We start from the raw sequence: 12456 nt of genomic DNA on the forward strand, positions 1-12456 counted from the left end.
GTCGCGGACCATGGATGCGGTCAGAGCTGGTGGACGGTGACCGGTTCGTCGGCGGCGATCGCGAGCGCGTTGCGCAGTGGCAGGCCGAAGCCCGTAGCTTCGATCTCGAACACGTCGCCTTCCTCGGTGCGGATGCCGTCGCCGAAGGACAGCGTCGCCGTGCCGAACATGTGGACGTGCACGTCGCCTGGCTGCCGGAACAGGCCGTATTTGAAATGGTGATGCTCGAGATTGGCGAAGCTGTGCGACATGTTGGCTTCACCCGACAGGAACGGCTTTTCCCACAGCACCTTGCCGCCGCGTAGAATGCGCGACATGCCGCGGATATCCTCCGGCGCGACGCCGATGCGGATTTCCGGACCGAAGCTTGCCTGCCGCAGCTTCGAGTGTGCGAGCCAGAGATAGTTGACCCGCTCGGTCTTGTGGTCGGAGAATTCGTTGGCAACGGCAAAGCCGATGCGGAACGGCACGCCCTTGTCGGAAATCACATAGATGCCGGCCATTTCCGGCTCCTCGCCACCGTCCTCGGCAAAGGCGGGCGAAACGAGCGCGGACCCCGGCGTTACCGCAGAAGTGCCGTTACCCTTGTAGAACCACTCCGGCTGCACGCCGGTTTCGCCGGTTTTCGGCTTGCCGCCCTCAAGGCCCATGCGGAACATTTTCATCGAGTCCGTCAGGGTTTCCTCGGCCGCCTCGCTGGTCTTCTTGTGCATGGCGTCGCGGGTAGCAGCCGAGCCCAAGTGTGTGAGCCCCGTGCCGGTCAGATGCAGGTGCGCCGGGTCCGGATGGGTGATCGGCGGCAGGAAGCGTCCCTCCGCATAGGCCTTGTCGAGGTCGACGGCGGCACCGAGACCCTTGGCCTCGATCGTCTCCTTCAGGCTGCGCCCGGCATTGGCCGCTTCCGACGCCAGCGCGTAGACGCTGGCAGCGCCCTTCACCACATGCGCGGTTTCACCCGGTGCACGCACCGCAACCACGATCGATCCATCTTCGTTCCTGATCTGCGAAATCAGCACGATGCTATCCTTCCTATCGTCTTGGGTCGCGATATCCGCCTTTTCAAGGCAAAAGCGTCCCCGTGGGTGGCTCTCGCCACCCAATTCCGGCGGTCGGAGCCGCCGATCCTGACAGCCACGGCTGCCGGTGAATGTTACTGGTTCGCGTCGGGTCTTATGGCTTTCCGCTCAACCCTTGTTCTTGTTGTAGACATCGAAGAACACGGCAGCGAGCAGCACGAGGCCCTTGATCAGCTGCTGGTAGTCGATGCCGATACCCATGATCGACATGCCGTTATTCATCACGCCCATGATGAAGGCGCCGATGACAGCACCGATGATCTTGCCGACGCCACCCGACGCCGAAGCGCCGCCGATGAAGCAGGCCGCGATCACGTCGAGCTCGAAGCCGACGCCGGCCTTCGGCGTTGCCGAGTTGAGGCGGGCGGTGATGATCATGCCGGCAAGGGCCGCCAGCACACCCATGTTGACGAAGGTGTAGAAGGTGAGCCGTTCGGTGTTGATGCCCGAAAGCTTGGTCGCCTTGACGTTGCCGCCCATCGCGTAGATGCGGCGGCCAATGGTCGAGCGCGTGGTGACGAAGGTGTAGAGCGCAATCAGCACTGCCATCGCGATCAAGACGTTCGGCAGGCCGCGATAGGTCGCAAGCTGGAAGCCGATGAACAGCGCCACGGCGGCAATCACCGCCATCTGCACCGCGAAGAAGATGAAGGGCTCGTTCTCGGTGCCGTGCTGCTCGTTGATCTTGCGGTCGCGAAGGCCCGCATAGATCGCGTAGCCGACGAGCGCGATGACCGCCACGAGGGCCACCATGTTCTGGATGGTCTCAGGCGCCGGGTTGAGGAAATAGAGGAAGTCCGGAACGAAGCCCGTGGAAAGAAGCTGGAACTCCTTCGGGAACGGGCCGATCGGGCGGCCGCCGAGCACCACATAGGTGAGACCGCGGAAGACCAGCATGCCGGCAAGCGTCACGATGAAGGACGGGATCTTCTGGTAGGCGACCCAGTAACCCTGCGCCGCCCCCATGATGCCGCCGACGATCAGACAGGCGGGAATGACGATGATGGCCGGCAGGCCCCATTTCACCAGCATGATCGCCGAGATCGCGCCGATGAAGGCGACGATCGAGCCGACCGACAGGTCGATATGGCCGGCGACGATGATCAGCAGCATGCCGAGCGCCATGATGACGATGAACGAGTTCTGCAGCACCAGGTTGGTGATGTTGACCGGCTTGAACAAGACGCCGTTGGTGACGAACTGGAAGAACAGCATGATCACCACGAGTGCGACAAGCAGGCCGTATTCGCGGATGTTGTTCTTGAGATAGTCCCCGATCGAGGGCTTGTTGTTTTGGGTGCTCGTATCGGCGACCATTAGTGTTTCTCCCCTGAACGCATGATGGCACGCATGATGGATTCCTGGCTTGCTTCCGCCTTCGAGAGCTCCGCAACGATGCGGCCCTCGTTCATGACGTAGATGCGATCGCAGGTTCCAAGCAGCTCCGGCATTTCCGATGATATCATCAGAATGCCTTTACCCTCGGCGGCAAGCTGGTTGATGATGGTGTAGATCTCATATTTCGCGCCGATGTCGATGCCGCGCGTCGGCTCGTCGAGGATGAGAACTTCCGGATTAGTGAACAGCCATTTGGACAGCACGACCTTCTGCTGGTTGCCGCCCGACAGGTTGACTGTTTCCTGATAGATCGAGTGCGAACGGATGCGCAGCTTTGAGCGATAGTCGGAGGCAACCTTCGCTTCCTTGCGGTCGTCGATGACGCCGCTCGACGCAACCGCCTTCAGATTGGAAAGCGTCGTGTTCTCTTTGATGTTGTTGATCAGCACGAGGCCGAGCTGCTTGCGGTCCTCGGTCACGTAAGCCAGGCCGGCATCGATCGCGCGCGGAATGGTGCTGACGTCGACCGGCTTGCCGCGCATCTTCACCTCGCCGGTAATCTTGTGGCCCCAGGATTTGCCGAAGAGGCTCATCGCCGTTTCCGTGCGCCCTGCCCCCATCAATCCGGCGATGCCGACGACCTCGCCGGCGCGCACGGTGAAATTGACGTCGTGCAGGAACTGCCGGTCGCGATGCTGCTGGTGGAAGACGTTCCAGTTCTTCACTTCCAAGAGCGTCTCGCCGATCTTGGGCTCGCGCGGCGGATAGCGGTCTTCCATGGCCCGGCCGACCATGCCCTTGATGATCCGGTCCTCGCCGATGTCCTCGCTGTGACAGTCGAGCGTCTCGACCGTGCCGCCGTCGCGCAGGATGGTGATCTGGTCGGCGACTTTGCGGATCTCGTTCAGCTTGTGCGAGATGATGATCGAGGTCATGCCCTGGGTGCGGAATTCCATCAAGAGCTTCAAGAGCGCGTCGGAGTCCGTCTCGTTGAGCGAGGCGGTCGGCTCGTCGAGGATCAAGAGCCGCACCTTCTTCGACAGCGCCTTGGCGATCTCGACCAGCTGTTGCTTGCCGACGCCGATATCGGTGATCAGCGTCGCCGGGCTTTCGCTCAAGCCCACCTTCTTCAGGAGTTCCTGCGTGCGGGCAAAGGTCTGCGGCCAATGGATCACGCCGTTGCTGGCGATCTCGTTGCCGAGAAAGATGTTCTCGGCGATCGACAGCAGCGGCACCAGCGCCAGTTCCTGGTGGATGATGATGATGCCGAGGTCTTCGCTGTCGGAGATGGTCGAGAAGCGGCGGGCTTCGCCGCCGTAATGAATCTCGCCCTCATAGGTGCCGGCGGGATAGACGCCGCTCAACACCTTCATCAGCGTCGACTTGCCAGCACCATTTTCGCCGACAAGCGCGTGGATCTCGCCCTCGCGGACCTTGAAGCTGACATTGTCCAGCGCCTTGACGCCCGGAAACGTCTTGGTGATGCCCCGCATTTCAAGAATGATATTGTCCATGTTCAGTCATTCCAGCGGCAGTCTTCAAGAGAGTACCGGCTCCGTCATCTGGATAAAAGGGCCCGCACGTCAGCACGGGCCCTCTCGCGCTCAAAAAGATCAGTTGTTGATCTGGTCTTCGGTGTAGTAGCCCGAGCTTACGAGCACGTCCTTGACGTTGGACTTGTCGACGGCAACCGGCTTCAGGAGGTAGGACGGAACGACCTTGACGCCGTTTTCATAGGTCTTGGTGTCGTTCACTTCCGGCTCCTTGCCTTCCATGATCGCATTGACCATGCCAACGGTGACCTTGGCGAGTTCGCGCGTGTCCTTGAAGATCGACGAATACTGTTCGCCGGCAAGGATCGACTTGACCGACGGCAGTTCGGCGTCCTGGCCGGTGACAACCGGCATAGCCATGTCGCCCGAGCCGTAGCCGACGCCCTTCAGAGCCGAGATGATACCGATCGAGAGACCGTCATAGGGCGACAGTACGCCATCGACCTTGGCGTCGGTGTAGTTCGACGACAGTAGGTTTTCCATGCGGGCCTGGGCAACGGCACCGTCCCAACGCAGCGTACCGACCTGGTCCATGCCCTTCTGGCCGGACTTGACGACGATCTTGCCGCTGTCGATCAGCGGCTGCAGGACCGACATCGCGCCGTCGTAGAAGAAGAAGGCGTTGTTGTCGTCCGGCGAGCCACCGAAGAGCTCGATGTTCTTGGGCTCGGTGGCGCCGTCGAGCTTGAGGCCCTGCACCAGCGACGTCGCCTGCTGCACGCCGACCTGGAAATTGTCGAAGGTGGCGTAGTAGTCGACGTTGCCCGAGTCACGGATCAGGCGGTCATAGGCGATAACCTTGACGCCTGCGTCGTGGGCCTTCTGCAGGATGTCGGAGAGCGTCGTGCCGTCAATGGCGCCGATGACGAGAACCTTGGCACCCTTGGTCACCATGTTCTCGATCTGGGCAAGCTGGTTCGGAATGTCATCGTCGGCGAACTGCAGGTCCGGGGTGTAGCCGGCTTCCTTGAACAGCTTCTCCATCGTCTCGCCGTCGGAAATCCAGCGGGTCGACGTCTTCGTCGGCATCGAAATGCCGACCGTGCCTTTGTCCTGCGCAAACACCGGCGCAGCGAACGACGCGATGGAGATCGCGGCGGCTGCGAGAAGCGAAGTCATCAATTTCATCAGTTCTCTCCCAAATAGGTTGAAGCCGGCAGGCTATGCCTTCCCGTCTATGCGCAGCAATCCGCCGCCCGAGATCTTGATCTCCGGGCCGCGGATCAAGGTGAAGGACGATCCTCCCCGCCTCGCATGCTCCCACACGCGCTGGCACATGAGCAAAAACTGGAATCAAAACATATAACTGTCAAATACAATATCGCTTTGAATGCATACCAAAAATGATATAGCACTTGCAAACAGTGTGATTTTTGAAAATCTTTGAAACCAGAGGGCATTGGAGATGCGCGATCTGAAAGCGAGCGCCACCGGAACGGCCGGCGAACTCTTCGATTCAGCACTCTTCCGCTCCGGCTTGAAGATCAGCCACCTCAGGCTGATTCTCGCGATCGACGACCACAGGCGCATCAGCGCTGCCGCGGAAGCCCTCGGAATTTCGCAGCCGGCAGCCTCGCGCATGCTGTCTGAAATCGAGACGATGCTGAAGGCGCCGGTCTGCGAACGCATTGCCCGGGGCGTCGAGCTGACGCCCTACGGCGAAGCCCTGGCACGTCGGGCGCGTACGATTTTTCTGGAGCTCCGGGAAGCCTCGCGCGAGATCAACGAGTTGAAGACCGGCAGCGGCGGCTCGGTCTCTCTGGGTTCCGTCACCGGCCCGGCGCTCAATCTCGCCGTCCCCGCCATTCGCCAGGTGATCACCGCCTATCCCGGCATCGAAATCAACGTCCAGATCGAAAACAGCAATGTGCTGGCAAGGGAACTGCTCGCCGCGCGCCACGATTTCATCATCGGGCGCATCCCCGACGATCAGCCGCCGCGGCTCTTCAACATGGTGGAGATCGGCTACGAGGAGGTCTGCCTGATCGTGCGCGATGGCCACCCGCTGCTCGACAAGCCCATGGTCGTCGCCGAGGACCTGCCCTCCTATGACTGGGTGTTCCAGCCACCTGGCACCCTGCTCAGGCGCGCGGTCGAGGATAGTTTCGTAGCAGCCGGCGTGAGATTGCCGGCGACCGTCATCAACACCTCGTCGATCATTCTGACGCTGTCGATCGTGCGCCACACCAATGCCATCGCGCCGGTAGCGCTCGACGTCGCCAACCTGATTGCCGGCAACGGCACACCGGCCGGCGAAATCCGCATCCTGAAGACCGAAATCCCCATCCGCATCAAACCTTACGGACTGATCACCGCTGAAGGTCGCGCGCTGCCGCCGAGCGCCAAGCTACTCTATGACCTGATCCTGAAGCAGGGCCGCGCGTGATCAGCCCGGCATGATCAGGATGATCAGCCCGGCATGATCGAAATGATCAGCCCGGGATAATCTCCGCCTGTCATGGTTCCGCTCCCATTGGAGGCGTCATGTTCGGAATGTCGGTGTTTCAGTCGGTGCTCGAACGGCTGAAGACGGAAGAGGAATACGAGCCGGATCCGGCCGAAGCGGCGCGTGTCACGACGCCGTACGCGCCGGTGTTTGCAGGCGCCCTTGCAGCCGAAAACGTCGGCGCGGCCTCCTTCGGCGCGGTCGAGCGTGCCTATCTCGATGCGGCTTTCGTCGAGCCGCCGCCTCCGCTGGCCATGCCCGACTATCTCAATCGCACCGGCCTTGCAGACGTGGCAGAAGAACTGGCGCTTGCCGACGGCGAAACACAGGTGACGCTCGCGGCAAAACGGCGTGCCTTCGCCGCCCTCAATCATCCGGATCGCCTGCCGCCCGCCTTCCGCACAAATGCGACCGTGCGCATGAAGCTCGCCAACATGCTGATCGACGAAGCCTCGCAGCAGGTACGCGCAATCAACCCGGCGCCGTGATCGTCAGCCCGCGGCGCCCCCCCCGTCGCTCTTGCCCTGTTCTTCGTCCGCGGCTTTTTCCTCGCTCTTTTCGCTCGGCTTGTAGAAGACCAGCAGTGCTGCCGAGGCATAGGCCGTCATCGCCAGGAAGATCATGCCCCACATCGCCTGTTCGCCCAGGAATTCGACCACCGTCCAGACGGCGCAGAAGGCCACGATCAGCAGGCGCACCCATAGCGGGCGGTAAAAGGGGTGGTCCGGGTCGATGAACTTGAGCATTCTGTCCTCTGGTGGCCTTATCCTGTGCGCTCCATTTACGGGATAATCGTTAGAGACAGCAAGTCCAGCGGCCCTCGGGGCCCTTGACGGACACAACAAAAATGGAATAAAAATTCCGAAATAGTCCACCTCGGCTACTTCGTTCCAAATGATTGGAAAGGCCAGGCGGGTGCGGAGGTACCAAGGGAGAGGCGCCGGCGCAGCGTTCCAACGCGCGATTTTTCGTGGCAATTCTCCGACCGATTCGCGGAAACAGTGTCCGCGGCGCCTTTGCGCGATGAGCGCCGATCATCACGCCCCTTCCCGGTCGCGAACCGGAATTCGAGAGAAACAGAGATGACAGTCAGATTTGGTCTTCTGGGCGCCGGGCGCATCGGCAAGGTTCACGCGAAAGCCGTCAGCGGCAATCCGGACGCCGTGCTCGTCGCCGTTGCCGACGCCTTCCCTGCCGCCGCCGAAGCCATCGCCAAGCAGTATGGCTGCGACGTGCGCACCATCGAGGCGATCGAAGCCGCCAAGGATATCGACGCCGTCGTCATCTGCACGCCGACCGACACCCACGCCGACCTGATCGAGCGCTTCGCACGCGCCGGCAAGGCGATCTTCTGCGAAAAGCCCGTCGATCTCGATGCCGAACGCGTCAAGGCCTGCCTGAAGGTGGTGGGCGAGACCAAGGCCAAGCTGATGGTGGGCTTCAACCGTCGCTTCGATCCACATTTCATGGCCGTCAAGAAGGCCATCGATGCCGGCAAGATCGGCGATGTCGAAATGGTAACGATCATCTCGCGCGATCCGGGCGCCCCGCCGGTCGACTACATCAAGCGTTCGGGCGGTATCTTCCGCGACATGACCATCCACGACTTCGACATGGCGCGTTTCCTGCTCGGTGAAGAGCCGGTGTCGGTGACGGCAACTGCAGCCGTTCTCGTCGACAAGGCGATCGGCGAAGCCGGTGACTATGACAGCGTGTCGGTCATCCTGCAGACGGCGTCGGGCAAGCAGGCAATCATCTCGAATTCCCGCCGCGCCACCTACGGCTACGACCAGCGCATCGAAGTTCACGGCTCGAAGGGCGTCGCCTCTGCCGAAAACCAGCGTCCGGTGTCGATCGAGATCGCCAACGGTGAAGGCTACACCCGTCCGCCGCTGCATGATTTCTTCATGACCCGCTACACCGAAGCCTATGCCAACGAGATCGAGAGCTTCATCGCCGCGATCGAAAAGGGCGCGGAAATCACGCCTTCGGGCAAGGATGGCCTCGCCGCCCTGGCACTCGCCGATGCCGCCGTGAAGTCGGTTGTCGAGAAGCGTCAGATCAGCGTCGCCTGAGGCTGCTGCCAGCGAAGCATAAAATGAAAAGGCCGGGCGCCAGACGCTCGGCCTTTTTCATGTCACCTATCTGGCAAACCGCGCAGGTGCCTCAGCCCTCGGCGCGCACCGGCGTCTTCTCCCATCGCAGCGCCTCCCGACCAGTGCTGGGGGCAGCACCCGGCCGGCCGGAGAGATAACCCTGGATCTGCAGACAGCCCTCCTCTGCCAGGATCTGCCGTTGCCGTTCGGTTTCCACGCCTTCGGTCACGACTGCGAGCTTGAGGCTGTGGCCGAGCGCGATGATCGCGCGGACGATCGCCTGTGCGGAGGGATCCTTTTCGAGGGCAGCGGTGAAGCTGCAATCGATCTTCAGCTTGTCGAAAGGGAAGGTCTGCAGGTTGCTCAATGAGGAATGCCCGGTGCCGAAGTCGTCCATGACGATCCTGACGCCGAGCACCCGCAGCCGAACCAGCACCGCCAGCACATCCTCGCGATTGTGCATCAACGCCGCCTCGGTAATTTCGAGCTCCAGCCGCCAGGGATCAAGGCCGGTCCGGCGCAATATGCTCGCGACTTGGTCGAAGAGATTGGGCAGAAGGAACTGGACCGGCGAGATATTGACGGAGATCGGCAGAGGTTCGTTCCATTTTGCGGCTTCCGCGCAGGCGTGTTCCAGAACCCACTCGCCTATCTGGATGATCGAGCCGCTTTCCTCCGCGATCGGGATGAACACGTCAGGGCCGATGAGCCCGCGCTGCGGATGGCTCCAGCGCAGAAGCGCCTCGTAGCCGATGATCCTGTCGCTCTGGACTTCGACCAGCGGCTGGTACTCGAGAAAGAACTGGCGACGGAGCACCGCATGGCGCAGGTCGTTTTCGATCTGCCGGCGGGTGCGAACCGCTTCATCCATCTCCCGGTCGAAGAAGCATGCGATGCCCTTGCCGCTCTGTTTGGCGCGGTAGAGCGCCGTGTCGGCGTTGTTGCGCAACTGATCTGCCGTCTGCCCGTCGACCGGATAGAGCGCAGCACCGATGCTGACGCCGACGGCGGTCGGATCGCGGTTGGTATCCATTTCCGCGGCAAACAGCGCCAGGATGCGGTCCGTCAATTGCCGCGCAGCCTCCGGCCGCTTGCCGCTCACCTGGATGATTGCGAACTCGTCACCGCCAAGTCTGGCAATCGTGTCCTGTTCCCCGGCCGCCTCGCGCAGGATATCGGCAACCTTCTTCAGGATGCGGTCGCCCTCGCCATGGCCGAAGATATCGTTGACCGCCTTGAAGCGGTCGAGGTCGAGGCAAAGGATCGCCAGTTCCTCCCCCCGCGCTGAGGCCGCCGCCAGCGTCTGGGCCAGCCTGCGATCAAAGAAGGCGCGGTTCGGCAGGTCGGTCAGCGCATCATGATGGGCCAGATGCTCGATCGTGCGCTCGGCTTCCTTCCGCGCCCTCAAGTCGCGCACGAAGATCACTTCGCATTCCCGCCCGCGATACTCGATCATCCTGCACATGAATTCGACCGGAATGGTACGGCCATCGGCATTCAGAAGGTCGATCTCGCCGGGACCATCGCCACGCCTGTGTCCCTCAAGCCCTTCCTCGCCGAAGACGAAGATCTCCGACGGGAGGCGCCCGGACAGATTGGAGAACGTCCGGCCGGTGAGGCCGGTGAAACGCTCGTTGGCTTCGACGATGACTCCGTCGAAAATGATCGCCATGCCTTCGAGCGAGGCGTTGGCGAGCCCTCTGAGATCGGTCAGGTGCCGGTCGACGAAGAGAGCTCCGAAGGCGAGCACGATCAATGTCGTGGAGGCGGCGATGACGCCGCCGGCGAGCCAGGCGGGATGAATGGTATCGGCAACGGCCACATCCGCCTCCGGCACCAGCGTCACGCCGCTCATCGACGTGAAGTGCATGGCGCAGATCCCCAGCACCAGCAGCAGCGAGGAGACGACCAGCCGCCGCATGCTGCGCAGTGCATGAAAGGCATGAAGCGCAGTGCCCGCCAGCAACGTTCCGGCGACAACGGCCAAGAGCGTCGCCCGCGGATCGTAGGCAATGTGCCCGTGGATCTCGATCGCCTGCATCCCGGCAAAGTGCATTGCCGCGACGCCAGCGCCCAGCACGAAGCCGCCGCAGGACATCGAAAGACGCGAACCACCGCCGAGGCCGATTGCGAAGGCGATCCAGGAGGCGGCGATGGCGACGATCACCGAGAGGGCCGTGCCCCAGAGGCCGTAAGCAACCGGCACGCCGCCATCATAGGCCAGCATCGCTATGAAATGCGTCGACCAGACGCCGACGCCGCAGGCAAGACCACTAGCGGCGACCCAGAGGCTACGCTGGCCGCCTTCGCTTCGCTGGGCGCGCAGCAGCAGCAACATCGTTGCAACGCTGCCTGCCAGGCAGACGATCGCGGCGGCCATGATAAGGCGCCAATCATGGCCGTCGCGTATGCAAGCAATCACTGAAAACATAAGCGTCTCCCGCGTCACGGTCACATTGACAAGGAGTCGCTAAATAACTGTAAATTGTACTGGCTTGGATGTTCGCCCTCGGCACAACCCCAAAAATGGTTGCGGCTGACGATGCACCTCGCCCGTGCGTCAAGAATGGCCGGTGGCGGCGACATCGGCGTCGATCACGCCCAGCGCCCGCTCCAGATGCCCCTCGAAGACGAGGCGTTGTTCGTCGAGCACGACCGATATTTCGGGAGCGCCCTGGAGACGGACTTGCATGGACTGCGCAAGTCCCTCCTCGATCCCCGGAAGCATGAGATCAAAATAGCGGATGCCAGGCCCGGTAACGTGCACAGGCATGCGCTCGTAAAGGCTCAGCATACGCGAGATGCCGTTGCCGAGCGCGATGCCCGCCTGGCGGAATGCGTAACCGGCCATGCGGTGACCCTGCCGGGCACTCGCAGCAATCTTGTCGAGTTCGGCGACCGGAACGAATTTGGCGGGAATGGTATCGGCCGGCACCTCGAAGGCGGCACGCAGAATTCCATAGAAGCCGGCCGCCGCCTCGATGCAGCCATAGGCGCCGCAGCGGCAAAGGCCGGCCGACGGCGCGTGCAGCATATGACCGAAGTTCGGCGCGCTTACATCCATCTCGCCGCTCTGGCTCTTGCGGGCAACGCCAAGGCCGATGCTATGACCGAGGGAGATCGCCGCAAGCGCCCTGAAGGCGCCCTCCGGCTTGCGCTCGGCTTGCGCTGCAAGCGCCTGCGCAACCAGCAGCGTCTCGTTGCTCAGCATGACTTTCGCCCGCCATTGCGGTGCGAGCAGTGCGCTGAAGTCCAGTTCTTCCCGCCCAAAGACCGGCGACCACAGAAGCCGTGCGGCCTCGTTATCGACCAGTCCCTTGCTGCTGATCGATACGGCGAGCACGCGATCCCGCTCCAGCCGTGAACGCTGCAGCAGACGTTCGAGCGCATCCACGAATGCGCGGGCGAAGGGGACCGTGCCGCGCTCGTCGTGATTTCGGGTTTCGTCGAAGCGGTCGAGAAGCGTGCCACCGTAATCGATCAGGGAGTACTGCACGATATCGGACGAGATCCTGACGACGACGAGATGGCCATGGTCCCGGCGCGGCGTAAAAAGCACCCGTGGCCGCCCTCGCCCGCCCTGAACCTGTTGCTCGGCCTTGGCGAGTATTCCTGCTTTTTCCAGCTCGGCCGTGATTGCCGAGACGGTCGCTGAGGCGAGCCCGGTTTCCGCCGAGATTTCCGTATGGGAAAGATTGCCGGCGCGCCTGAGCGCCGCAAGGACCAGCGCGCTGTTTTGCTGGCGCACGAGCTCAGTGCTGGACTTGGTCAGCATGAGACGTCCCTGTCAGTGGCGGATCCTTCGAACACATGCCCCTCCCAAAGCATCTGTTGAGCGGCAAGACAAGGCACGCACGGCCTTGTCGACAGCCTTGTGGCACCGATTTTCTCGACGGTCGAGAAACCACGGACGCGACCGCCCGCAAAGCCCCTTGTTGATGCCGCAA

General features: G+C 62.1%; 10 protein-coding genes. 3 read left to right on the plus strand and 7 right to left on the minus strand.

Translation table 11 applies throughout. From position 1 onward, the window contains the following. Window positions 1-20: 20 nt before the first annotated feature. The 4 genes from araD1 to chvE all read right to left on the minus strand — a co-directional run bounded on the left by araD1 (window position 21) and on the right by chvE (window position 5095). Window positions 21-1016, minus strand: a complete 996-nt coding sequence (araD1, locus tag PWG15_RS13610) for an AraD1 family protein (protein ID WP_275020598.1) — start codon at window positions 1014-1016, stop codon at window positions 21-23. Between the two features lie 168 nt (window positions 1017-1184). Further along, window positions 1185-2393: a multiple monosaccharide ABC transporter permease gene (gene mmsB, locus PWG15_RS13615; protein WP_275020600.1), complete on the minus strand. Its 1209-nt coding sequence runs from the start codon at window positions 2391-2393 to the stop codon at window positions 1185-1187. Next, window positions 2393-3928: a multiple monosaccharide ABC transporter ATP-binding protein gene (gene mmsA / locus PWG15_RS13620; RefSeq protein WP_065773433.1), complete on the minus strand. Its 1536-nt coding sequence runs from the start codon at window positions 3926-3928 to the stop codon at window positions 2393-2395. The genes mmsB and mmsA overlap by 1 nt, the downstream gene beginning before the upstream one ends. 99 nt (window positions 3929-4027) lie before the next feature. After that, the gene (chvE, locus tag PWG15_RS13625; protein ID WP_077960110.1) at window positions 4028-5095 is read right to left on the minus strand and encodes a multiple monosaccharide ABC transporter substrate-binding protein; all 1068 of its coding nucleotides are present in this window, start codon (window positions 5093-5095) and stop codon (window positions 4028-4030) included. A gap of 277 nt (window positions 5096-5372) precedes the next feature. Here chvE and PWG15_RS13630 point away from each other — a divergent pair, with 277 nt between their 5' ends. Together PWG15_RS13630 and PWG15_RS13635 are read left to right on the plus strand one after the other, a co-directional pair. Next, entirely contained in the window at window positions 5373-6353 is a 981-nt protein-coding gene (locus PWG15_RS13630; protein WP_275020607.1) for a LysR family transcriptional regulator, read from the plus strand. Window positions 6354-6451: 98 nt separating this feature from the next. Continuing rightward, window positions 6452-6901 carry a hypothetical protein gene (locus tag PWG15_RS13635; RefSeq protein ID WP_275020609.1) on the plus strand — a complete coding sequence of 150 codons (450 nt, stop codon included), beginning with the start codon at window positions 6452-6454 and terminating at the stop codon, window positions 6899-6901. A 3-nt stretch (window positions 6902-6904) separates the two neighbouring features. Here PWG15_RS13635 and PWG15_RS13640 read toward each other — a convergent pair whose 3' ends face one another. Next, window positions 6905-7159, minus strand: coding sequence for a hypothetical protein (locus tag PWG15_RS13640; RefSeq protein WP_275020611.1), 255 nt, complete (start codon window positions 7157-7159; stop codon window positions 6905-6907). 336 nt (window positions 7160-7495) lie between these two features. Between PWG15_RS13640 and iolG the strand changes: the two genes are divergently transcribed. Beyond that, window positions 7496-8488 carry an inositol 2-dehydrogenase gene (gene iolG, locus PWG15_RS13645; RefSeq protein ID WP_275020613.1) on the plus strand — a complete coding sequence of 331 codons (993 nt, stop codon included), beginning with the start codon at window positions 7496-7498 and terminating at the stop codon, window positions 8486-8488. Window positions 8489-8579: 91 nt separating this feature from the next. Here iolG and PWG15_RS13650 read toward each other — a convergent pair whose 3' ends face one another. Both PWG15_RS13650 and PWG15_RS13655 read right to left on the minus strand, forming a co-directional pair. Further along, a complete protein-coding gene (locus PWG15_RS13650) occupies window positions 8580-10940 on the minus strand; it encodes a bifunctional diguanylate cyclase/phosphodiesterase (protein WP_275020614.1) in 2361 nt (786 codons plus the stop codon). 129 nt (window positions 10941-11069) lie between these two features. Then, window positions 11070-12284, minus strand: a complete 1215-nt coding sequence (locus tag PWG15_RS13655; protein ID WP_275020616.1) for an ROK family transcriptional regulator — start codon at window positions 12282-12284, stop codon at window positions 11070-11072. Between the last annotated feature and the right edge of the window lie 172 nt (window positions 12285-12456).

This window comes from Ensifer adhaerens, from assembly GCF_028993555.1.
Lineage (GTDB): Bacteria > Pseudomonadota > Alphaproteobacteria > Rhizobiales > Rhizobiaceae > Ensifer > Ensifer adhaerens_I.

What these genes read in the sequence shown, in the direction of transcription:
- PWG15_RS13650 (WP_275020614.1), bottom strand. Translation starts at nt 10,940, where the DNA reads ATGTTTTCAGTGATTGCTTGCATACGCGACGGCCATGATTGGCGCCTT.
- PWG15_RS13655 (WP_275020616.1), bottom strand. Translation starts at nt 12,284, where the DNA reads ATGCTGACCAAGTCCAGCACTGAGCTCGTGCGCCAGCAAAACAGCGCG.
- iolG (WP_275020613.1), top strand. Translation starts at nt 7,496, where the DNA reads ATGACAGTCAGATTTGGTCTTCTGGGCGCCGGGCGCATCGGCAAGGTT.
- PWG15_RS13635 (WP_275020609.1), top strand. Translation starts at nt 6,452, where the DNA reads ATGTTCGGAATGTCGGTGTTTCAGTCGGTGCTCGAACGGCTGAAGACG.
- mmsA (WP_065773433.1), bottom strand. Translation starts at nt 3,928, where the DNA reads ATGGACAATATCATTCTTGAAATGCGGGGCATCACCAAGACGTTTCCG.
- mmsB (WP_275020600.1), bottom strand. Translation starts at nt 2,393, where the DNA reads ATGGTCGCCGATACGAGCACCCAAAACAACAAGCCCTCGATCGGGGAC.
- chvE (WP_077960110.1), bottom strand. Translation starts at nt 5,095, where the DNA reads ATGAAATTGATGACTTCGCTTCTCGCAGCCGCCGCGATCTCCATCGCG.
- PWG15_RS13630 (WP_275020607.1), top strand. Translation starts at nt 5,373, where the DNA reads ATGCGCGATCTGAAAGCGAGCGCCACCGGAACGGCCGGCGAACTCTTC.
- PWG15_RS13640 (WP_275020611.1), bottom strand. Translation starts at nt 7,159, where the DNA reads ATGCTCAAGTTCATCGACCCGGACCACCCCTTTTACCGCCCGCTATGG.